The following is a 20539-nucleotide window of genomic DNA, read 5'->3' on the forward strand; positions in this document are numbered from 1 at the left end:
TACTATAGGGAATCGTATGAACGAACCAACCTCTTCTGTTTCCGATCCAGGTCAGACCGTTGTCGATCCGGGCGATCAGCCGTTGAATCCGGACGAAGAAATTGCCGAGATTGAAAAGCTTCTGGCGGTTGAGCCGGACGATTTTCAGGCCCGCTGCCGGTTGGGCGAGCTCTATTTCAGCAAAGGCCGGATGGACGATGCGCTTGTCGAGGTCAAGAAATCGATTGAGATGGCGGAGGGCCTCCGCGCCGAAATGAACCGCTCGCTCGCGATGTACTATTCGAATCTGGGCACGATCTACGCGACGAAGGCCATGACGGACGAAGCGGAAACCGAGTTCAAACATGCGCTCGAAGTGTTCCCCCACGATGTCCTGGCGCTGTTCAATCTCGGGCGGGTCTATGCCGACAAAAAGAAGTTCATGGAAGCCAAAGATTATTACGAGCGCCTCGTGGAGATCACCCCGGACGATCCCATGGCCTGGTACAATCTCGCCGGGGTCTATGTCGAGCTCGACAACCCCCAGGTCTCGGATTACAACACCATCGACATGGCCATCCAGTGCTACATCCGCACGCTCGAACTGGACCCGAAGCATCTGGAGGGCAGTTTCAAGCTGATGGAACTGGCGATGAATCACAAGAAGACGGACCTCGCCATCAAGGTCATGGAAGATGCCGTCGAGCAGAATCCCGAGGAGCCGCTGGCCTACTACAATTTGATCAGCGTCTACGACAAGGCCAAGATGTTCGAACAGGCCGAACAGGCCCGGAATCGGTTGAAGGAACGGTTTTCAAAGCGGGCCAAAGAGACCAGCGCATCCTAAGTTACCCATTCAGACGGAGGAACACACCATGTTTGGGAGTCTTGGTTTTACAGAGTTGATTTTGATCCTGTTCATCGTGCTGATCATTTTCGGCGCGGGCAAGCTGCCGCAGTTGGGCGAGGGGATCGGCAAGGCGATCAAGGGGTTTAAGAAGTCCGTGCATGAGGCGGACCAGATCGAAGCAGACGCTCTCGCCGCTCAAGCGGCCCAGCAGCAGACAGCCGCTGCTCCGCAGCAGGCGATTCCGGAGTCGACGGTGCAAGCAGCCGCGCCAGTGGCGCAGCCGGTCGAGACCGTTCAATCAGTTTCACGCGGCTAATCAGCCGGGATTAAGGCCACAGGTCTATGGAAACCGAACTCCAGCTCGCAGTCGGCTATATCGAAACCTTCGCAGGCAACGGCAAGGCCCGGAGCACCGGCGATGGAAAGCGGGCGGTCAAGTCGGGGATTCCCTTGCCCCATCACGCCGCATTGGACAAGGACGAGACCTGGTTTTATTTTGCCGAGTCCGGGTCCGATCGCATCAGACGGGTGAGCCTCAAGGAGGGCACCCTCCATAATTTCGCCGGCATCGGCGAAACCTGCTACAGCGGCGACGAAGGCCTCTGTGGGGAGGCGGGACTCTATTTGCCGCTCGACGTGGCGTTCGATTCCCACAACGATCTCTATATCTGCGATTCCGGCAGCAACCGCATCAGGAAAATCGACCACGAGACCGGCATCATCACCACGATCATCGGCACCGGCCAACATGGCTTCAATGGCGATGGTCCGGCTCTGGAGACCAATCTCACCTGGCCTGCCGCCATTGCCTTCGATCCCAATGACGTGATGTACATCGCCGATACTCAGGCGCACCGGATCCGCCGCTACGATCCCAAGACCGGCATGGTCACGACGGTGGCAGGGGCCTGGACTGCCGAAGACGAAGCCCGCGAGCAGCCGCTTGTGGCGCGGAATCTGGTCGTGCTCTCCGGCGATGCCATCGGCATCGATTTCAGCGACGACCATGGCTGGCTCATGCCTGTTTGTTCGGATGGCTTGGACATGTCCATGTACCTCGACGATGGCAAGCCCGCGCTGGAGGCCCGCATCTACGATGTCGTCGGGCTTACGGTGAACGGGAAGGGCGATATCATTTTCGTCGACAAGGGCAGCAACCGCGTCCGCAGCATCGATCACACGACCGGCATCATCTCGACCGTGGCCGGCGTCTGCCGGTACGGCTACGATGGCGACGACAAGCCGGCGATTAGAGCCATGCTCCATGCGCCGGAAGCCGTGGTGGTCGATCAGCAGGACAATCTCTACATCTCCGACACGATGAATCATCGTGTGCGCAAAGTGGACGTCGCCACCGGTGTGATCACGACGGTCGCGGGCAACGGAGATAGCGGTTACGAAGACAAGAATATGGGCGGTTGCGGCGCGGCGCGGTTCGTGGCGAAAGAATCGTCCGGGACCGTGAAGCATGGCGACGGACTGCTCGGCATCGAGGCCGTCGTGAATTCTCCCGTCGGCCTCTCGCTGGATTCCCAGGGCTATCTCTATATCTGCGAGCGTGGCGAAAACAAAATTCGCCGCGTGAAACTCTGGTAGCCATCCGCATGCAGTCGGATTGGTCTCGCTCGGGCTTTGTGGTATTCTGAGCCCCTCGCGATGGACTCGCGCGGTCACCCGAGGACCTTGCATGGTGCGTACGACGAAGAGTTCTTCCCGCCCGCTACTGTTGCTCCTATTCATCCTGGTCGTGGCCGGCGTGTTCGTCGGCTTCGGCGTGCCCCTCGTCAGTTCCGAGGGCATGATCATCCGCGCGCGCCTCGTCGAGGGAGAGCTGCCGGTTGGGCCGGAGGATGCAGCCTGGGCCACAGTGGCGCCGATGACTATTCCTTTGAGCGGCCAGGTCATTACCAGACCGGTCTGGCCTGAGCCGACGGCGCGGGCCTTGACGGTGCGGACGCTCCATAACGGCATCGAGATCGCGTTTCTGCTGGAATGGCAGGACAACACGAAGAACGATCGTTTGACGCCAGGGACCTTTCGCGACGGCGTCGCGATCGGGTTGCCGCTCGGCGATGCCCCCGCATTTTTCTGCATGGGCCAACTCGACCACTACATCAATATCTGGCATTGGAAAGCCGACTGGCAGAGCGATATCGATCGCCGAGCCGCCCGGGCCTCCGAGAGGGCTCGCGAAGGCGTGCGGACATTCGAAGTCATTCCGCGCCGGGTCTCCTCGGTCGAAGACCTCATTGGCGGGGGCTTCAGCACGCTGACAACCAAAGAAAAGCAGGGGCGGGTCCAGGGCAAGGCTGTGTGGAAAGAGGGAGTCTGGCATGTCGTCATGCGCAGACCCCTGGTGAGCGAAGAGCAGGAGAACGAAGCCAAGCTGATTCCAGGCCGGGTGCAAACCGTGTCCTTCGCCGTCTGGAACGGCGAGAACAAGGAACGAAACGGGCAAAAATCCGTGGCCCCGTGGTTTCAGCTGGTCATCGACCCTGTGGCGAAGCTTTAGCAGGATGCTGAAACAGGCCGCCAGCTTCGTTCTCGGCTCATCGAAATCCTCAACGTACCCCTGAGGGTACGCCTCCGGTTTCGATTCGCCTGCGGCCTCGCTGACGGCCTGTTTGAGCATCCTGCGGGAAAAGTGTTTTGGTTGCGATGACCGTATCTGTGCCGTAGAGCCGTAGAAAGGTGTACACGTTGGAGGATGCTCGTATCGGTTTAGTGAGCGCTCGTACAAAGGCCCTTCGGAGTGGAAGGGCCTTTCTTTTGTGTCTTGGATTCAGCCTGGGCCTGTTGAGCGGGTTTTCGTCGGCGGCTGAGTCGGAGCCGATGACCGTGGAGGAGGCCGCGAAGCTGGGGGAAGATTTCGGCGTGATCGTCGGAGACGTGGACGAGGAAATTAAACGAGAATTGAAGTTGGAACGGGCGCAGGGCGTCGCCGTCTTCGAAGTGATCGGAAACTCGCGCGCCGACTATGCCGGCATCAAGGTCCGATCCGTCATCAAGGAAATCGACAAGACTGAGATCAGGAACATGCTCGACTTCGGAAAAGCGATCAAACGAGGGATGAAAGAATGCAACTTCACCGTCGGCACCTATGAGCCGGCCGATCCGGGCGATCCGGTCGGGTGGGGCGTGAATTTTCATTTCGTCGGATGCAGGCGGGATTAAGCATGTTACGACGCAGCAGCTCCGTACAACGAATGGCCTTGGGTTTGGTCTTCCTGCTTATTGTGGGCCTCATCGCCCTGTTTCAAGGGCCTGCCATCGCCCAGAAGTCAGAGGTTAAGGCGTCGTCCGATTGGGTGGAGGAAATCGAAAAGATCTTCATCAGATCGGAAGACTGCAAGCAATGCCACGATCGGCATTATGAAGAGTGGAAGGGCGTGCGCGAACAGACGCCGGATCTCAAGACCTTTGGCCGGGTCGATGCGGCTCTTCTGCACGGCACCTCGCTGGAGTCGCCGGTCTTCCGCACCGTGTTGGGCGTCTGGCTCCAGACTAATCCGACCACCGATGAGCGCCGACGCTGTCTCTCCTGTCATGTGCCCTCGACTACCGTCTTCCCGCAACATGCCGAAAAGATCGTGGCCCAGGTGTTGGCCGGCAAGCCGCAAGTGGAGGGCATCGGCTGCGCCTCCTGCCATCTGATCAAGCAGGTCGAGCAGACCAAGGATTCTCCGCCGTCGTTCAAGATCGAGCCTGGCAAGATGATCTATGGCCCCTATGCGGACCCGGAGGAAAACCTCGTCCATCCTGCGATGCAGTCCGATCTGTTCCGCGGCGCGAACTATTGTGCCTCCTGCCACTTCGATAAGGTGAAGGATGTGACGCAGAAGGATTTGGCAGGGGAGATTTTACAGGGGACGGTGTGCCAGGACTGCCATATGGAGCCGTCCACCGGCAGTTCCACCTCGCGGCGCGGCTCCATGACCCGCGCGATCGGCCGGCATTGGTTCCGCGGCGTGGTGATCCCCGGCACACTCCTCAAGAATCGCAACCTCCAAGCCGAATGGATGCCCCGTGTGGATCTTGAGGCCACCAAGTCTGCCTCTGCGGTGGAGGGAACGGCGCTGGTGAAAGTCGGCAGCCTCCCGCACAGTTTTCCGGACGGAGACCCGGTGCTCAAGCAATTCTATCTGGTTCTGACCGCCAAGGATGCGCAGGGCAAGGTGCTGAAGGAAGAGACCAAGCAGTTCGGTTTGCCCTACGACAAGATTCTCCGCGGTCCGATTCCCGACCCCTTCATCAAGGGCGGCCATACGAGAAAAGTGCCCTTCTCCCTGGCGATTCCGGCCGGCACGACGGCCGCCTCGATTGAAGCGGTCTTGAACTATGCGTTGATCCCGACGCCGGAGCCCGCGCTCAAGGAGAAGTATCTCGCCACCCTGGCGACCGACAAAGAGCGGGAGAGCGCGAAGAAGATTTTCGATGAGTATACGCAGCCACGGTTGCTGACGTACCGAGCCAAAACACTCTGAGCCGTTGAAGTAGAAGGGCTGCATGATGGGACGAAATTTGATGGGTGTGAAGCTCGGGATCGGCGCGGTGATCGTGGCGGCCTTGTGTCTGTCGCAGTGGCTCGATCATGCCCTCTATGCGCAAGAGGCTCCCAAGCCCACCCTTGAAAAGGCCTTTCCCAGCTCCAGTAAGTGCAAGCGCTGCCATGAGCGCGTGTTTGAAGAATGGGAAACCTCGCCGCTGTCGAAGTCCATTCATTCCCCGGCCTTCCGCGCCTCCCTCGATGCATTCCTGGCGTCCCCGGCAGGGAAAGACAAGGCCCTCTGCTTCCGCTGCCATGCGCCGCACGTGCGCGAATTCCCTGAGCAGGCGCAGCTCTTCATCGATCAGGCCAAGGCCGGCGACCCCTCGCTGGACGGGGTGGCCTGCGCGCAATGCCACTTGATCAAGCAGGTCGATCGGACCAAACAGCCGCCGGAGCCCAAGTACGAGCTCGGGAGCAAGACGCTCTACGGTCCCTATAAGGACTTTGTGCAGAACTTGGCCCACCAGTCGATGGAGCTGGGGCTGTTTCAGAAATCCGATCTCTGCCTCAACTGCCACCAGTCTGTTCCATCGGCGGCCAACTTAGGCAAGAGCAACGACCTGCTGGGCAACTGGGATCAGAGCAAGGCGGTGAAATCCGGCAAGGAATGCCAGAGCTGCCACATGCCGGAGCAGGTCGGGGAGTCGGCCAACGGGGAGAAGAAGCGGAAAACCGCGAACCATACCTTCCCCGGACGGATCGGCAAGCTCCGCCAGGAAGCGGCCAAGCTGGATGTCCAGACCAAAATCGACGGCGACAAGACCATCGTCACGGTGAAGGTGCAGAGTCTCGTGCCGCACAGTTTGCCGACCACCCATCCGGCCTGGGCGAGCGTGGCGCTGGATCTGGATATCAAAGGAAAGAATCTGAAGACCGTCTTTACCGACAAGCGGGTCTATGGCCGGGTCTATCAGGATGCCAAGGGGCAGAAGACCAGCTTCGATTTCGAAGCGGTCAAGGTCCTGGAAGATACGGTCTTGAAGCCGGAAGAAACCCGCGTCGAGACCTTCACCTTCCCCACGCCGAAAGACACCAAGACTTTCGACGTCGAAGTGACCCTCAACTACGCGCCGATCACCGGCTCAGCCTCCTTCCTGCAGCGAGTCGAAGCGGAGTCCTCCAAAGGCTCGCAAGATCCCGTCTTCCAGTCGATCGAGATCGTGAAGTTCGCGGAGAATATATCAGTCAAGTAGGCGAGAGGCTTAGAGTACGAAGACTTGGCCTATCGCCTCTAGCTTCGTGCCGCTCGTCCGATTTAGGAGGTGGGGCTAGTCGTAGTGGGTCCACATGCGCAGGACTTTGACGATCTTCTCTTGTTCGAGGACTTGATAGACGAGCCTATGCTGGATGTTAATCCTGCGAGGATAGGCGCCGGCCAAATCACCGATTAGTTTTTCGTAGGGGGGAGGGGTTTGAAACGGATTCTTGCGTAAGAGGTCAAGCAGACGTTCGGTTTTATCTCGCAGGCCTGCCGCCGCGTTTTTCTTCGAGTCCTGCTGCGCTTGTTTGGTAAAGACCAGTTCCCATTTCACCAGGGGAGTTCTTTCGCGCATTTCCCAACCGGGGTCGCGAGGCCTTTGCGAATGGATTGCCTCATGCGGGAGATGGAGAGCAGATAGACCGTTTCCTGGATGGCTCGCCAATCATCCTCGGAGACGAGCACCGCACTTGAGCGTTTCCCCGCAATCATGATTGGTTCATGAGATGAAGCCGTTTCATCGATGAGACGATATAATTTCGACCGTGCAGCGCTTGCTTTGAGGGTTGTCATGTCGTCTGCTCCTCATCCTCTCCGTTGGTATCTGCATAATACGGTACGTGATTGCGTACGCACTGTCAAGGGAGCGAAGAGAAGTTGGTGCCGGTGTGTAGCAGCCGGTTGCGTACGATGCTTCACGAGATACGTGTCACGAAGGGTGTTCAAAAAGCCTGTCCAGCAAGGCCGCAGCGAGTGAAGGGCCGAGGCATACCCGGAGGGTATGTTGAGGGTCTGAACGAAGCGAGAACGAAGCTGGCGGGCTTTTTGACTGCCCGCTAGTCGGAGATGACGCTGGAGCCCGGCGACTTCATCTTAAAGATCTGCACGGCATTATACATGCCCTTCGCCGGGTGGTTGAGGATGAGGCGGGAATTAGTAATGTGGGTGTCGAGCAGCTCGTATTGCCCCCCGCTGAAATAGATGTCGCAGTCGTCGATCGCGCAGTTTTTGTAGACGTGGTTGTCCAGCGACAGCTTCGCCTTGCTGAACGTCTGCCCATCAATGACGATGTAATTCGGTTCCATTCCCATAGGCCCTCCACCTGCGCGAACTATAACAACTCTCTTTTTGATCCGCAAACTAACCCACTTCAATGGAAAAATGCGGCCGTTTGCGTTTTCATTTCAGTTTCGTTCTTTTTTGAGGGGATACCCGATGTCGGTTCCCCTCCGCTCGTCGAGCGAGGCCCTTCTCCGGGCGCGCGTTCCGGGAGCACAGGACCAACGTGGGTCTCCCTTCCGATTCTTTACTTTCTCCATAGGGAGCAGGCAAGCCGTCCTGTACTGCGCGCATCGGACGAGCACATTCCGATTGTGCGCGTTCTGCGAGCAAGAAGGACGGTTGCCTGCTTCTGTCTCCCTTCCAATCTTGCTCGTTCTCTCTTTAGGGATGGGGGCTGATTGATCTTCCATTGCGCGCGTCCAACGAGGGCCTTCCGAGGCCGCGCGTTGCGCGAGCACAGAAGATCATCAGTCTCCATCCACGCCCTTTTTCGCCCTTGATCCCCTTCTCTCACCTGTATAGAATGGCCCGACTTTTCAGTTAGTTAGCTGCACGGATCGATTCTGTACCACTTCGCGGTTTGCCATCGAACACGTCATCGTGATGGATGGAGGCCAGAGGAAATGGGTGTCCCCTAACACCCCTAACAGGAGGAGACCATTGTGAGCGACTCATCCATCATTACGTTTGCGTTGGTATCGGCGGTGACCGGCATTGCCTATGGCCTCTATCTGGCCATGTGGGTGTTTAAGCTGGATGCCGGCAATCCGAAGATGCAAGAAATTGCCAAGGCCATTCAGGAAGGCGCGAGCGCCTATCTGAACCGCCAGTATCGGACCGTCGGCGTCGTTGCGGCTGTGTTGTTCGCGATGTTGTGGGGCGGAGGGGCGTTCTCCGACAAATTCGGTTTGCTGACTGCGATCGGATTTTTGATTGGCGCAGGCGCGTCGTCGCTGGCCGGCTATGTGGGCATGGTCATCGCGGTGCGGGCGAACGTGCGGACGGCGCAGGCTGCGCATAACGGGATGAATGCGGCGTTGACCGTGGCCTTCCGCGGCGGCGCGGTGACGGGGCTCTTGTTGATCGGCTTGGGCCTGCTGGCCATCACCACCTTCTATGTGGTGGCGTCGCAGATTGCGGGGCAGGAGAAGGCGATTCATGCCCTGTTGAGTCTTGGATTCGGCGGCAGTTTGATTTCGGTCTTTGCCCGGGTGGGCGGCGGTATCTATACAAAAGCGGCGGACGTTGGCGCGGATCTCGTCGGGAAAGTCGAAGCGGGGATTCCGGAAGACGATCCGCGCAACCCGGCAGTCATCGCGGATAACGTGGGAGACAATGTCGGCGATTGCGCCGGTATGGCCGCGGATCTCTTCGAGACCTACGCGGTGACGACGGTCGCAGCGATGGTCCTGGCCTTCACCCTGTTCAAGGGAGTCAGCGCGCCGATTCTGTATCCTCTGGCGTTGGGCGGCGTGACGATCTTCGCGACGATCATCGGCATTCTCTTTGTGAAGGTGAGCGAAGGCGGCGGGATCATGCCGGCGCTCTACAAGGGCCTGTTCGTGGCGGGCGGCATCGCTGCGGTAGCCTTCTATCCTGTGACGACCTCGATCATGTCTGGTGTGGGCGGCGTGAGCGGGATGAGCTACTACCTCGCCTCGTTGATCGGCTTGGCCGTGACCCTTGCCCTCGTCTTTATCACCGATTACTACACGTCGAAGAGCTATGCGCCGGTGAAGGCGATTGCCAAGGCCAGCGAAACGGGCCATGCGACGAACATCATTGCAGGATTGGCCGTTGGAATGGAGGCGACGGCCTTGCCGGTGGTGGTGATCGGCGCGGCGATTCTGACGAGCTACTGGCTGTGTGGCGGCGCGGCATCGGGCGGCTTGTATGGCGTGGCCACTGCGGCAGTCTCGATGTTGTCGATGGCCGGGATTGTGGTGGCGATCGATGCCTTCGGTCCGATTACCGACAACGCAGGCGGCATTGCGGAGATGGCGCACCTCGGCAAAGAGGTGCGGGACATTACCGATCCGTTGGATGCGGTCGGCAATACGACCAAAGCCGTGACGAAGGGCTATGCGATCGGATCGGCCGGTCTTGCGGCGGTGGTGTTGTTCGCCGAATATGCCCGTGAAGTGGCGAAGGGGAGCGGGGCGAGCACCTTCGACCTCTCCAATCCTTCGGTCCTGGTCGGACTTTTCCTGGGCGGCATGTTGCCCTTCATCTTCGGGGCCCTCTGTATGAAGGCTGTGGGAGAAGCAGCAGGCCTCGTGGTGGAAGAAGTGCGGCGGCAGTTCCGGACGATCAAGGGGATCATGGAAGGCACAGGCAAGCCGGAATACGGGACCTGCGTGGATATTGTCACGCAGGCGGCGATCAAGAAGATGATGGTGCCGGGATTGATTCCCGTCATCTCCCCGATCCTGGTCGGCGTGATTCTGGGGCCGCAGGCCTTGGGCGGCATGCTCGTCGGCAGCATTGTCACCGGTCTGTTCGTCGCGATTGAAGGGGACGGACACGCACAAGGCGGCCGTCACCGGCGACACGGTTGGCGATCCCTACAAGGATACGGCCGGCCCGGCGATCAATCCGATGATCAAGGTCATTAACATCGTGGCTCTGCTCATCGTCTCGCTGCTCGTGTAGCAGGATGCTGAAAAAGTCCGCCAGCTTCGTTCTCGGCTCATCGAAATCCTCAACGTACCCCTGAGGGTACGCCTCCGGTTTCGATTCGCCTGCGGCCTTGCTGGACGGAATTTTTGAGCATCCTGGAAGTGATTCTCGGCGTTCCTGAATGGCGAGCATGGGATTGGTCAGTATTCAGCTTTCAGCTCCGTGCTGATGGCTGAATGCTGACGGCTGATCGCTGAGGGCTTATGTCGTTTCACGTTTTACGTCTCACGTTTCACGTTTTGTCACTCGGCTTGACGGCTGAAATGACCCTGGAGTAAGGTGACCGCAGGGATCACGTTGTGCTGGTCCACGAGAGTTTCCCAGCTGTACGGGAGGTGCTCGGATGGAGAAACAGGAGCGCAAGCAAGAGCCTAAGCGAGAGCCGCAGGGGAAAGACGACGTTAAGGCCAATCCGAAGGTCGTCGAAGCCGGCAAGAAGATGAAAGAAGACATCGACAAGCTGGTCGATGAAATCGACGACGTCCTCGAGAAAAACGCAGAAGAATTCGTCAAGAACTACGTGCAAAAAGGGGGGGAGTAGCGACAGGCTACTTCCCTCTTTTTCTTTCTCTCCTTCTCCTCATCTCACAGGTCGATGTTCTGCAGGATGCTGAAGCCGTCCGCCAGCAGGGTGGGATGGCCCAGTGAGTCCCCTGTGCTCGTGCAACGCGCGGTCTCAGAAGACCCTCGTTGGACGCGCGCAGTGGGGGACTCATCCGGGCCATCCTAGGAAACGTACACGAGCAAGCTTGGAAGAACCATCTTGGATCGCTCGCTTGCGGCCTTGCTGGACGGACGGTTTGAGCATCCTGCGGGAGTGCTTTCCTGTTGTGCCCACATGGAGACCCTCGATGCGTTTGCGTGCCCTGTAGTTTTTCATGGCCCGCTTGAGAGCCAATACTGATGCGGCCTCCCGTCTGTTGGTTTGACAACGCAGCAACGAGCGGCTAGTATCCCTTTAATTCTCAGCTAGTTAGCTTCTACTGCGACTCAGAACCATTCGAGGAACTTTCATGAAATCCAAGCTCTGGGTCTTCCGTGACATCAATCTCTCTCAGCGGGCGTCGTTGGTCCAGGCCCTTTCCATTTCTCCTGCGACGGCTTCGCTCTTTTTGGCTCGCGGCGTGACGACGCCGGATGAAGCCACGTCCTGGATGTCGCTGCAGTCGCCGCACGATCCGTTTTTAATTCCCGATATGGAGCAGGCGGTCGAACGGTTGCATCGCGCGGTCACGACACGGGAGCCGATCTGTTTTTACGGCGACTACGATGTCGACGGGATTACGGCGACCAGTGTCTACCTGTCGTTCTTCGGCGGGCTGGGCGCCAATGTGCGCGCTTATGTGCCGCATCGTCTGCGCGAAGGCTATGGGCTCAATCTCAGCGCCGTGCAGCGGCTGCATGACGAAGGCATCTCGCTGCTGGTGACCTCCGATTGCGGGACGACTTCCCATAAAGAAATCGCGTTGGCGGCCAAGCTGGGTATGGATGTGGTGGTGACCGACCATCACCAGAGCGACGAGGAGATGCCGCCGGCTGTGGCGGTGCTCAATCCCCATCGCGCAGGGGCCCTCTATCCCTTCCGCGGGCTCTGCTCTGCGGCGCTGGCCTACAAGGTGGCGCAGGCCTATCAGCTGCGTTACGGGGTGGCCGGGGTGCCGTTGGAGTCGTTGCTCGATCTCGTGGCTTTGGCGACAGTGGCCGACGTGGTGCCGTTGCACGATGAGAATCGAAATTTTGTGCGTGAGGGGCTGGTCCAGTTGTCGCGCGGCGCGCGCTGCGGCGTGCGGGCCTTGAAGCAGGTGGCGGGGGTGACGCGGGATTGCACGGCGGAAACGATCGCCTTCAAGCTGGCGCCCCGCATCAATGCCGCCGGGCGATTGGACGATGCCATGTTAGGGGTGCGGTTGCTGACGACCGACAATCCGCTCGAGGCGCAGCAGTTGGCAGACCGGCTGGAGCAGTTGAATCGGGAACGGCAGCGCATCGAAGTGGACATCATGGAAGAGGCGCTGGCGTCATTGAAGGATAAAGAGTTGCCGCCCGCATTGGTCTTGGCTTCCAGGAACTGGCATCTTGGCGTGGTTGGAATTGTCGCCGCTCGGTTGGTGGACCGGTTTCAGCGTCCGGCGATCGTCATGGCCATCAATGAGCAGGGCATTGCGAAGGGCTCGGCGCGGACGACCGGCGGGTTCGATCTCTATCAAGGTTTGGCGTCCTGCCGGGAGATGCTGGAGGCATTCGGCGGACATCCCAGCGCTGCCGGAGTGACGATTCGCGAATCCAGGATTGACGAGTTCCGCGCCAAATTTTCCGATGCAGTCGTAGGCTGGACCCACGAGGGGGCCAAGGTGCCGACGTTAAATGTCGATGCCGAGGTCCGGCTGGACGAAGTGAATCTGAAGCTGATCCAGGAAATCTGTTCGCTGCATCCGTTCGGGGCCGGCAATCCTGAGCCCACGTTTGCCGTGACCCGGCTTGAAGTGATGGAGGCCCGCACCGTCGGCGAGAAACATCTGAAAATGACCGTGCGGCAGGGCTCCTCGGTGCCGTTCGATAGTATTGCGTTCGGGATGAGGTCGTTGCTGGAGCGGGGCATTCCGTCCCGCACGCCGGTGGATCTGGCCTTCACGCCTGAACTGAACCATTGGAACGGCCGTGACAGGATTCAGCTCCGCATTCGCGATGTTCGTCCGAGTGTGATGGAGTGAGTGAGCCATGGTGTACGAAACCGTCACAGATCTTGACCAGTTGCTGGATCGGATCAAGAGTTATGCCGCCGATGCCGATCTCGGGCTAGTCCGCAAGGCCTACGAATTCTCTGCGAAAGCGCATGAAGGGCAGCGGCGCCGGTCCGGAGAACCCTACCTGCAACATCCCATCGCGGTCGCCGGAGTCCTCACCTCGCTTAAAACGGATGTGACCGCCATCGTCGCGGGCCTCCTGCACGATACCCTGGAAGATACGGTCGCCACAGCTGACGAACTTGAAAGAGAGTTCGGCAAGGATGTGCTGCATCTGGTCGACGGGGTGACCAAGATCGGCAAGATCACGTTCCGGAGCTATGAAGAGAAGCAGGCGGAGAATTTCCGCAAGATGTTGCTCTCGATGGCGGACGACATCCGGGTCGTCCTCATCAAGCTCGCCGACCGGCTCCACAACATGCGCACCTTGGAACATCTCGGCGCAGCCAAGCGGCAGGAGATTGCCCAGGAGACGCTGGAGATCTATGCGCCGCTGGCCAATCGCCTCGGGATCGGGTGGGTAAAGAATGAGCTGGAAGACCTCTGTCTCAAGCATCTCAAGCCGGATATCTACGAAATGCTGCGTACCCGCGTGGCGAAACGGGATGAGGATCGGCAGCAGTACATCGATGAAGTCAGCCAGCTTGTGCAGAAGGCCATGCAGGAGAACGGGTTGGCCGGAGAAGTGTACGGCCGCCCCAAGCACCTCTATGGCATCTATCAAAAGATGAACAAGCAGTCGATTACGTTCGAAGAGGTCTATGATCTGACGGCGCTGCGGATCGTGACGGATCTCAAGATGAACTGCTACGCCGTGCTGGGCGTGATCCATTCCCTCTGGCGGCCCGTGCCGGGGCGCTTCAAAGATTACATCGCGATTCCGAAGTCCAATCTCTATCAGTCGCTTCACACGACGGTGGTGGGCCCGAAGGGGGAGCACGTCGAGTTCCAGATTCGCACGGAGGACATGCATCGCATCGCCGAGCACGGCATCGCGGCGCACTGGAAGTATAAGGAGCAGGGACAGGTCGCCGATCGTGACAGCAAGGCGTTCGGCTGGCTCCACCAGTTCGTCGAGTGGCATGAGGATTTGTCGGATAACCGGCAGTTCATGGACTCGGTGAAGCTCGATCTCTTCCACGACGTGGTCTATGTGTTCACGCCGAAAGGGATCGTGAAGGAGTTGCCGAAGGGATCGACCCCCGTCGATTTTGCTTTCGCGATTCATACCGAGGTCGGAGACCATTGCGTCGGGGCCAAGGTGGACGGGAAGATCGTGCCGCTCAAGCATGAGCTGGCCAGCGGCGATACGGTCGAAATTCTGACCTCGCCTACGCAAACGCCGCACAAGGACTGGCTGAAGTTCGTCCGCACCTCGCGCGCGAAGACCAAGATCAAACATTGGATCAAGCTTGAAGAGCAGACGCGGAGCGTTGAGATCGGCCGCCGGTTGCTGGAGTCAGAGTTCCGCCGTCATGGCATGGCGCCGGCTCAGATGTTCAAGTCGGCAGAGCTGTTGGAGGCGGCCCGTCAATCGGGATTCGACAGCACCGAGGAATTGACCGCCGCCGTGGGCTTCGGCAGCGTGGCGACCTCACAGGTCATCGGCAAACTCGTCCCGCCATCCGGCACGCAGGAGCCGGTTCAGGAACGTCCCGTCGCACACAAACTGGTGGGAGGGAAGAGCGACGGCACCGGGGTGCAGGTCAAGGGATCGCGCGACCTGCTCATGCAGTTGTCGCGCTGTTGTCATCCCGTGCCTGGCGATCGCATCCTCGGCTATATCACGCGAGGGCGCGGCCTGACGATCCATGCTGTCGACTGTCCGAACCTTGTGGCGCTGGACTATGATAAAGAGCGGCTAGTTGAAGTGGAGTGGGACTCGGCCACACCCGGCACCCATTCTGTCAAAATGTCCATTGTGGCCGTCGATAAGACCGGGGTGCTGGCGAATGTGTCCTCTGCGATTGCGGCTTGCCACGCCAACATCAGCCGCGCCGAGATTACGACGCGGGAGGATCAGAAAGCTGAGCTGGATTTCGTCGTAGAAGTGTCAGGCACCCAGCATCTCGATCAGGTGCTAAAAGCCGTCGAACGGGTGGATGGCGTCATTACCGCGAGAAGATTACGGGCCTGGCAGGAACGATCCTAGTCGGATGCTGAAAAAACCCACCAGCGGCGTTCTCGCCTCGAAAGCATCCTGAACATAGCCCAGAGGCTACGCCTCCGGTGCTTTCATCGGCTGCGGCCTTGCTGGATGAGCTTTTTGAGCATCCTGCATAAAGATAGTTCGTCAGGGAACCTTGAATTGTAACTTCGATCCCCTCTGCAACTTCAAACTCTCCGCTCTGCCTCCCGCGAGTTCCAGGACATAGAGCGACTCGTCATTCGGACGATATTGCGGGCAACTGTCGTCCTGTCTCGTGCAGATCGGGACGTTCGACTCGATGTGGACGATCTGCTTCTTGTCGTTCATCCAAATAATGTCGAGCGGGATCTTGGTGTTCTTCATCCAGAAGGTCCAGGGCTGCGCTTGGAGGAACGTGAAGAGCATGCCGCGGTCGGCGCCGAGGTGTGTGCGGTACATCAAGCCTTCTGCGCGTTTCTGGGGCGTGTCTGCCAGCTCCGCATGGATGATGGCGCCGCCTGGGAGGGTAATCGGGATCAGGCCTGCCGGAACCTGGTCGGGTCCAGCCTGTGTGGAGCCAGGGAAGAAGAGGAGCAGGATGAAGAGCGCCGCGAGTCGTCGTTGCATCGCGGCATCCTATCGGCCAGTCGGAGATGAGTCAAGCTGGGGGCCGCACGGTGGCAGGGGGCCATTGGCAATATTGGCCGGGGGTATCTTGCAATCACATTGTTGCCTATGCGATCCTCGGCTAACTTACGCAAGGGAGGGGCCCATGAAAGAGGTTCGGAAAGTTCATTACGTCAAAGGCGTGTTTGTGTGTCCGACGTGCCGACAGTCCTATGTGCAGGAAAAGTGGATCGAAGCCTGGCGGGTCCGTTGCCACAAGTGCGATTACCGCGGGGCCCTCACGGACGTCTCTGTCGAAGAGCGCATGGAAGAGGAAATCGTCCGTCGTTGAACCGGCGTCACGCCTGTGCACCGATTCCTGCTCCCTGTGAGTCGATGTTGTCTGCTCGCACCTCCATTTCACGACTCCGCTCCATTGGCTCGCTATTCCTCTGTGTCCTGCTTCTGGTACTGGGCATCGGCTCCGGCGAAACCTTCGCCGACGAGCCGGCCCAACTGGTGAAGGTCCTCGTGACCTATCATTCGTTGTCCGGCAATACCGAACGCATGGCTGAAGCGGTGGCCGAGGGCGCGAGAAGCGTGCTCGGCGCCGAGGTGCTGCTGAAACGGGTCGGCCAGGTGACGGCGGAGGATCTGTTCTCCGCCGATGCGGTCGTGGTCGGTTCGCCGGTCTATTGGTCGAATATGTCGGGTGAGGTGAAGACCTTCTTCGATAACTGGCAGTTCAAGTTTGGCGTGTTCCCTGAATTCAAGATGAAGAACAAAGTCGGCGCGGCCTTTGCGACCGGCGGCCAGATTTCCAGCGGTAAAGAAGTGACGATGTTGACGATCCTTGCCGCGATGTTGGGGAATCAGATGATCGTCGTCAGCGGGGGCGGGGCCTTCGGTGCCTCTGCGACCACGGAAGGCGATAGCCCCGGCATCGACAACAAGGAATTGGCCGAGGCCAAGGCCTTAGGCTTGCGCGTCGCTGAAGTCGCGACAAGGTTCAAGGCCGGTTCGGTTAAGTAGCGCCTCCGCCACATCTTTCTCTTTCCATTTGCATTCCCCGTGCAGTAATTAGTCGAATGCAATGTTCCTGCAACGTTTTGCTGCTTTGCTGCAAGGTCGAGCAGCCGATGAGAGAGGGGGCGATAACAGTGGCAAGCGATCCCCTATCTCGCACTAGGAATCACGAGTAGTTCTCAAGCTTTTCAATGAGGTACTGACCAATTGTTAGGCAGAGAATTCTGCACACATGGGCAACCTTTTGTTCTGAAATGCCAGGATGGGCTCCTTCCTCGCTGAGGTAGCCATATACACCATCGATAAGTTTGTCTCTCTCATTTTTCTGAAGAAAGCAAACCGTTACCAAGTAGTTGCGAACCTTGAGAGGTTTGTCTAAATCTGGTTTTTCACTGCGTTGCTTTGCCAAATGCATTGCGATGTCATGCAATAATTGCTCGATGAAGTTTCGGGCCTGGGCAATCGAGGCATCCCATTTTCCGTCTGTATATAAGTCAATATTTTGCTTGAGATGATGGTGGAGGATATCCTGGGACAGGTAGGGGTTTCGCTCAATAATTGTTTCCAGTGCCGATCGCTCCTCGGTAATTGATACTGGACCAGCTTCAATCTTCCCATCAGTAACCGTAAACCCATCGGCGGTTAGTGCTGATTCTAGGTGTTCAAGAGATGTGCAGCTTGGTTCCTGTAGGATTGCTTGAGCGATGCTTTTGAGTGTTGTGAAATCTTTCCTTCTTGTCAGTTCTTTGAGGACCTCACCAGCTAGCTTTAGCTTAGAATATGATTCTGGCCTCTCTGCGAATAGCTCTGTTGGTACACCATGCTTTCCCAAGAAGTGATCAAGCTGAGGGCGAGTTTTGCTTGATAGGTGTTCAGCGAGGTAGCTGGTTGTTTTGTGATTAAACATATTTAAAATGCCTCACGCCGAAATACTTACAGCGTCTGTTCCAGCTGATCCACCATCTCGCTGATCGTATCGAACCCCGATTGCCAGAAATCCTCAGAAGCCATATCGACTCCGACTTTGGCAAGAATGGTCTGCGGCGATTCCGATCCGCCAGTACTCAGCAGCTCCAGATATTTGGGCACGAACGAGGCTCCTTCTTTTTGATACATGCGATACAGTGCGAGGACCAGTAAGTTCCCGAAGCTGTAGGCGTAGCAATAGAAGGGGCTGGCAAAGATGTGGGGAATGGTCAGCCATTCCCATTGAAACTCTTCCGGGACCTTGATGCCTTTTCCGAACTGCTGCCGCACTTCTGCCAGATAGGTCTTGGCCAGATCCTTCACGGTCGCGCCCTGGGCGATCATCTCATGGGCCTGATTTTCAAATTGGACGAAATAGGCCTGCCGGAGAACCGTGGCGTAGATGTCGTCCAGCTGGTTGAGCAGGAGTCCCTGTCTCACCTTCTTGTCCCGCTCCTGGTTCATGAGGGCATCGGACAGGATGCGTTCCCCGAACACCGAGGCGGTTTCCGCCAGCGGGAGGGTGGAATGGAAGGTGAAGATGGAATGATGTTGCGCCAGCATGCCGTGGACGGCATGGCCGAGTTCATGGGCCATCGTGGCGATATCGCGCGCTTCGCCGGTGAAGTTCAGCAGCACGTAGGGGGTCATGCTGGGCACGACGCTGTAGCAATAGGCGCCCCCGATTTTCCCCGGTCTCGTCCGCGCATCGATATGGCGTTCATGCACCACCCGCTCCGCCAGGTCGGCTAGTTGCGGAGAAAATCCTCGATAGGCCTCCAGCACCATGTTGATGGCGTCCTGATAGCGATAGGATTTCTGCTCCGTGCGATGGGGCGCATAGATGTGGTAGCGGCTCATCGGCGTGATCTTGCAGAGGCGGGCCTTGATGCGGAAGTAGCGCTGGAAGATGCCCGCGTTTTTCTGACAGACCTTGAGGAGCGAGGCTACGGCTGCATCGGGAATGTCGTTGCCGAGGTTGCGGGTGGCAATCGGGCTGGTGAAGTGGCGCAGCTGAAGATTCTCCGCCTTCCAGTCGTTGACCAGGGTCTTGTAGATCTCGCCCAGCAGGTCGTGCTGATCGGCATAGACACGGTAGAGCTCCCGATAGGCAGCTTCGCGCAGCCGTCCTTGCGCATGGCGCAGATAGGCCGTCAGCTCCTCGCGCGTCATCGTCTTTCGTTTGCCATTGACGGTGAGGGTGAAGGTGAAGGCGTTGGTCACGACGTCGTAGAGCGAATGGACGGCGCTACGGCCCGTGATGTTCTTGATGTTGACGATCTTCTCTTCCGGTTCAGAGAGCGTGTGAGGCTTGAACCGGCGGATGGTTTCGAGGTGGTACCGGAGCGTGCCGGTTCCGGCCATGAGCCGGCGCGCATTGTCCTCATCGACGCTTTGCCACCAGAGGTCGAAGAACACCAGGCGGTTCTGGAGCGCTGTGAGCCGCTCCTCGACCTTGTCCTTAAATGAGCGGGCGGCGAGGTCTTTCGTGTTTTCTGAAAACCAAAGATAGGCGTAGGCGCTGAGCTTGGACGAGGCAGCTGCGATGTTCTCACTGAGCGTCAGGAGCGGGTGGAAGACGGCTGTCTCCATGGTCGGACTGAACTGGGTTCGCGCCGCTTCGAATTGCGCTACCTGGGACTCGATCTTTGCCAGCAGGGTTTCAAAATGTTTGACCGGATTCTCTGCCAAATGGGAGAGGTCCCAGCGCTCGGCATAGGTGGATTTCTGCCGTTTCGGGGAAGCGGTCTTGCGCGAGGTCGACTTTTTCAGGCTGGTCTTCGCTGGCATAGATAATATCTCCTTCATCTCGCCTTCACATTATGCGGGCTCAGGATCATACCATTCTCGTTGACGAGGCCGGAGAAATTTTCTCTTGCCGAGTTCAGGGGAAATCTTCCATCTGCTCTGGCATCTCGGTATGATGCGCCAAGAGTAACGGAGATCTCATGACCGACCAAGAACTCAATCGGGCCATTCAATATGTCACAGCCAGCACGTCCTATGGGCGAGACACGGTGGCCGATATCCTGACGACCGGCCTTGGTGAAATGACGACGCTCGCCACACACTCGTCGGAGCGGTTTGAGCGGGAGGTGCTGCTGGAATATGTCTGCCAATGGACGATCAAACGGACGGGCCAGCCGGAACCGCTAGTCAGGGAGATTCTGGGCTACGCGAGCCGCTGGCTGGACGAAGTGTATGAGGAAATTTCCAAGCGCGAGCCGGAATCTCTCGGCCTGGCTTCGACTGATGATGACGACGACGGAGCGGAGCCAGTTTAGGCGGGCAGCGAGCCAGTGAGCGATTCCAGACTCTTCGTGACCATCATGTCGCCGTTTTTTGTGGAGACGTCGATGCCGGTGGCGCAGACGGTTCGACATTCGTCGATTCGATCCAGCTTGTGCAGCGATTGGGCCAGAGCATAGTAGGCGGCTGAGTAGGTGGGCTTGACCGTGACACATTGCTGCAGGGCCTTGGCCGCCTCTTCGAAGTTCGCATCTTCCATATAGGCTTTCCCGAGCCCAAACCAGGCGACTTCGTCGGTCGGATCGATCTCCAGGACTTTTTTGAGCGGTTCGATGCGGCGATTCGCCATGATTCCCTCCAAGTATATGTGACGATAGCAGTGGCGAACGCTCGTTGTCTATGCAGTTTCCTGCATGCTACGATTCGGCAGGACGCTGAAAAAGTCTGCCAGCTTCGTGCTCGCGTCGCTCAACGCCTCAACGTACTGGAAGTACGCCTCGGC

The 20539-nt window shown here is 58.3% G+C and carries 20 protein-coding genes and 1 pseudogene; 14 read left to right on the plus strand and 7 right to left on the minus strand.

What is annotated here, in order from left to right:
• The first annotated feature begins 16 nt into the window (after positions 1-16).
• The 7 genes from NT179_08325 to NT179_08355 all read left to right on the plus strand — a co-directional run bounded on the left by NT179_08325 (position 17) and on the right by NT179_08355 (position 6571).
• Positions 17-826 (plus strand): tetratricopeptide repeat protein, encoded by an 810-nt coding sequence (locus NT179_08325; protein ID MCX5722018.1) that lies wholly within the window; start codon positions 17-19, stop codon positions 824-826.
• 28 nt (positions 827-854) lie between these two features.
• On the plus strand, positions 855-1145 hold the full coding sequence (gene tatA / locus NT179_08330; GenBank protein ID MCX5722019.1) for a twin-arginine translocase TatA/TatE family subunit: 291 nt from the start codon (positions 855-857) through the stop codon (positions 1143-1145).
• A 26-nt stretch (positions 1146-1171) separates the two neighbouring features.
• The gene (locus NT179_08335; GenBank protein MCX5722020.1) at positions 1172-2425 is read left to right on the plus strand and encodes a hypothetical protein; all 1254 of its coding nucleotides are present in this window, start codon (positions 1172-1174) and stop codon (positions 2423-2425) included.
• A gap of 91 nt (positions 2426-2516) precedes the next feature.
• Positions 2517-3341, plus strand: coding sequence for an ethylbenzene dehydrogenase-related protein (locus NT179_08340; GenBank protein ID MCX5722021.1), 825 nt, complete (start codon positions 2517-2519; stop codon positions 3339-3341).
• A gap of 257 nt (positions 3342-3598) precedes the next feature.
• Positions 3599-4003, plus strand: coding sequence for a PDZ domain-containing protein (locus tag NT179_08345; GenBank protein MCX5722022.1), 405 nt, complete (start codon positions 3599-3601; stop codon positions 4001-4003).
• A 2-nt stretch (positions 4004-4005) separates the two neighbouring features.
• Entirely contained in the window at positions 4006-5313 is a 1308-nt protein-coding gene (locus NT179_08350) for a multiheme c-type cytochrome (protein ID MCX5722023.1), read from the plus strand.
• Positions 5314-5335: 22 nt separating this feature from the next.
• Entirely contained in the window at positions 5336-6571 is a 1236-nt protein-coding gene (locus tag NT179_08355; protein MCX5722024.1) for a multiheme c-type cytochrome, read from the plus strand.
• A gap of 75 nt (positions 6572-6646) precedes the next feature.
• Here the strand turns inward: NT179_08355 and NT179_08360 are convergent, their stop codons facing one another.
• From NT179_08360 to NT179_08370, 3 genes are all read right to left on the minus strand, one after another.
• Positions 6647-6910, minus strand: coding sequence for a Txe/YoeB family addiction module toxin (locus tag NT179_08360; protein ID MCX5722025.1), 264 nt, complete (start codon positions 6908-6910; stop codon positions 6647-6649).
• Positions 6907-7149: a type II toxin-antitoxin system Phd/YefM family antitoxin gene (locus NT179_08365; GenBank protein MCX5722026.1), complete on the minus strand. Its 243-nt coding sequence runs from the start codon at positions 7147-7149 to the stop codon at positions 6907-6909. The genes NT179_08360 and NT179_08365 overlap by 4 nt, the downstream gene beginning before the upstream one ends.
• A 263-nt stretch (positions 7150-7412) precedes the next feature.
• Positions 7413-7667, minus strand: a complete 255-nt coding sequence (locus tag NT179_08370; GenBank protein MCX5722027.1) for a hypothetical protein — start codon at positions 7665-7667, stop codon at positions 7413-7415.
• Positions 7668-8300: 633 nt separating this feature from the next.
• Between NT179_08370 and NT179_08375 the strand changes: the two are divergent.
• From NT179_08375 to NT179_08390, 4 genes and pseudogenes are all read left to right on the plus strand, one after another.
• Positions 8301-10290 (plus strand): annotated as a pseudogene (locus tag NT179_08375) (sodium-translocating pyrophosphatase).
• Between the two features lie 370 nt (positions 10291-10660).
• On the plus strand, positions 10661-10858 hold the full coding sequence (locus NT179_08380) for a ubiquitin-like protein Pup (GenBank protein MCX5722028.1): 198 nt from the start codon (positions 10661-10663) through the stop codon (positions 10856-10858).
• Between the two features lie 472 nt (positions 10859-11330).
• A complete protein-coding gene (recJ, locus tag NT179_08385; protein MCX5722029.1) occupies positions 11331-13028 on the plus strand; it encodes a single-stranded-DNA-specific exonuclease RecJ in 1698 nt (565 codons plus the stop codon).
• Positions 13029-13035: 7 nt separating this feature from the next.
• The gene (locus NT179_08390; protein MCX5722030.1) at positions 13036-15213 is read left to right on the plus strand and encodes a bifunctional (p)ppGpp synthetase/guanosine-3',5'-bis(diphosphate) 3'-pyrophosphohydrolase; all 2178 of its coding nucleotides are present in this window, start codon (positions 13036-13038) and stop codon (positions 15211-15213) included.
• A gap of 141 nt (positions 15214-15354) precedes the next feature.
• On the opposite strand, the gene NT179_08395 is transcribed toward NT179_08390, so the two are convergent.
• The gene (locus NT179_08395) at positions 15355-15816 is read right to left on the minus strand and encodes a DUF192 domain-containing protein (protein ID MCX5722031.1); all 462 of its coding nucleotides are present in this window, start codon (positions 15814-15816) and stop codon (positions 15355-15357) included.
• Positions 15817-15961: 145 nt separating this feature from the next.
• Here NT179_08395 and NT179_08400 point away from each other — a divergent pair, with 145 nt between their 5' ends.
• Both NT179_08400 and NT179_08405 read left to right on the plus strand, forming a co-directional pair.
• Complete coding sequence (locus tag NT179_08400) at positions 15962-16147, plus strand: hypothetical protein (protein ID MCX5722032.1); 186 nt, start codon at positions 15962-15964, stop codon at positions 16145-16147.
• A 44-nt stretch (positions 16148-16191) separates the two neighbouring features.
• Positions 16192-16827: an NAD(P)H-dependent oxidoreductase gene (locus tag NT179_08405; GenBank protein ID MCX5722033.1), complete on the plus strand. Its 636-nt coding sequence runs from the start codon at positions 16192-16194 to the stop codon at positions 16825-16827.
• Positions 16828-16987: 160 nt separating this feature from the next.
• Here NT179_08405 and NT179_08410 read toward each other — a convergent pair whose 3' ends face one another.
• Together NT179_08410 and NT179_08415 are read right to left on the minus strand one after the other, a co-directional pair.
• Entirely contained in the window at positions 16988-17728 is a 741-nt protein-coding gene (locus NT179_08410; GenBank protein ID MCX5722034.1) for a hypothetical protein, read from the minus strand.
• A 26-nt stretch (positions 17729-17754) separates the two neighbouring features.
• Complete coding sequence (locus NT179_08415; GenBank protein ID MCX5722035.1) at positions 17755-19578, minus strand: M3 family oligoendopeptidase; 1824 nt, start codon at positions 19576-19578, stop codon at positions 17755-17757.
• Positions 19579-19736: 158 nt separating this feature from the next.
• On the opposite strand from NT179_08415, the gene NT179_08420 reads away from it, so the two are divergent.
• Positions 19737-20072: a hypothetical protein gene (locus NT179_08420; protein ID MCX5722036.1), complete on the plus strand. Its 336-nt coding sequence runs from the start codon at positions 19737-19739 to the stop codon at positions 20070-20072.
• On the opposite strand, the gene NT179_08425 is transcribed toward NT179_08420, so the two are convergent.
• The gene (locus NT179_08425) at positions 20069-20386 is read right to left on the minus strand and encodes a tetratricopeptide repeat protein (protein ID MCX5722037.1); all 318 of its coding nucleotides are present in this window, start codon (positions 20384-20386) and stop codon (positions 20069-20071) included. The genes NT179_08420 and NT179_08425 overlap by 4 nt on opposite strands.
• Positions 20387-20539: the final 153 nt, after the last annotated feature.

Source organism: Nitrospirota bacterium (assembly GCA_026387665.1).
In the GTDB taxonomy this organism is placed as follows: domain Bacteria; phylum Nitrospirota; class Nitrospiria; order Nitrospirales; family Nitrospiraceae; genus Palsa-1315.

Bases quoted from the DNA above. Each gene is read 5' to 3' on its own strand.
- NT179_08350 (MCX5722023.1), top strand. From the start codon at position 4,006: ATGTTACGACGCAGCAGCTCCGTACAACGAATGGCCTTGGGTTTGGTC.
- NT179_08415 (MCX5722035.1), bottom strand. From the start codon at position 19,578: ATGCCAGCGAAGACCAGCCTGAAAAAGTCGACCTCGCGCAAGACCGCT.
- NT179_08390 (MCX5722030.1), top strand. From the start codon at position 13,036: ATGGTGTACGAAACCGTCACAGATCTTGACCAGTTGCTGGATCGGATC.
- NT179_08405 (MCX5722033.1), top strand. From the start codon at position 16,192: ATGTTGTCTGCTCGCACCTCCATTTCACGACTCCGCTCCATTGGCTCG.
- NT179_08335 (MCX5722020.1), top strand. From the start codon at position 1,172: ATGGAAACCGAACTCCAGCTCGCAGTCGGCTATATCGAAACCTTCGCA.
- NT179_08410 (MCX5722034.1), bottom strand. From the start codon at position 17,728: ATGTTTAATCACAAAACAACCAGCTACCTCGCTGAACACCTATCAAGC.
- NT179_08365 (MCX5722026.1), bottom strand. From the start codon at position 7,149: ATGACAACCCTCAAAGCAAGCGCTGCACGGTCGAAATTATATCGTCTC.
- tatA (MCX5722019.1), top strand. From the start codon at position 855: ATGTTTGGGAGTCTTGGTTTTACAGAGTTGATTTTGATCCTGTTCATC.
- recJ (MCX5722029.1), top strand. From the start codon at position 11,331: ATGAAATCCAAGCTCTGGGTCTTCCGTGACATCAATCTCTCTCAGCGG.
- NT179_08340 (MCX5722021.1), top strand. From the start codon at position 2,517: ATGGTGCGTACGACGAAGAGTTCTTCCCGCCCGCTACTGTTGCTCCTA.
- NT179_08370 (MCX5722027.1), bottom strand. From the start codon at position 7,667: ATGGGAATGGAACCGAATTACATCGTCATTGATGGGCAGACGTTCAGC.
- NT179_08420 (MCX5722036.1), top strand. From the start codon at position 19,737: ATGACCGACCAAGAACTCAATCGGGCCATTCAATATGTCACAGCCAGC.
- NT179_08325 (MCX5722018.1), top strand. From the start codon at position 17: ATGAACGAACCAACCTCTTCTGTTTCCGATCCAGGTCAGACCGTTGTC.
- NT179_08380 (MCX5722028.1), top strand. From the start codon at position 10,661: ATGGAGAAACAGGAGCGCAAGCAAGAGCCTAAGCGAGAGCCGCAGGGG.
- NT179_08395 (MCX5722031.1), bottom strand. From the start codon at position 15,816: ATGCAACGACGACTCGCGGCGCTCTTCATCCTGCTCCTCTTCTTCCCT.
- NT179_08355 (MCX5722024.1), top strand. From the start codon at position 5,336: ATGATGGGACGAAATTTGATGGGTGTGAAGCTCGGGATCGGCGCGGTG.
- NT179_08425 (MCX5722037.1), bottom strand. From the start codon at position 20,386: ATGGCGAATCGCCGCATCGAACCGCTCAAAAAAGTCCTGGAGATCGAT.
- NT179_08400 (MCX5722032.1), top strand. From the start codon at position 15,962: ATGAAAGAGGTTCGGAAAGTTCATTACGTCAAAGGCGTGTTTGTGTGT.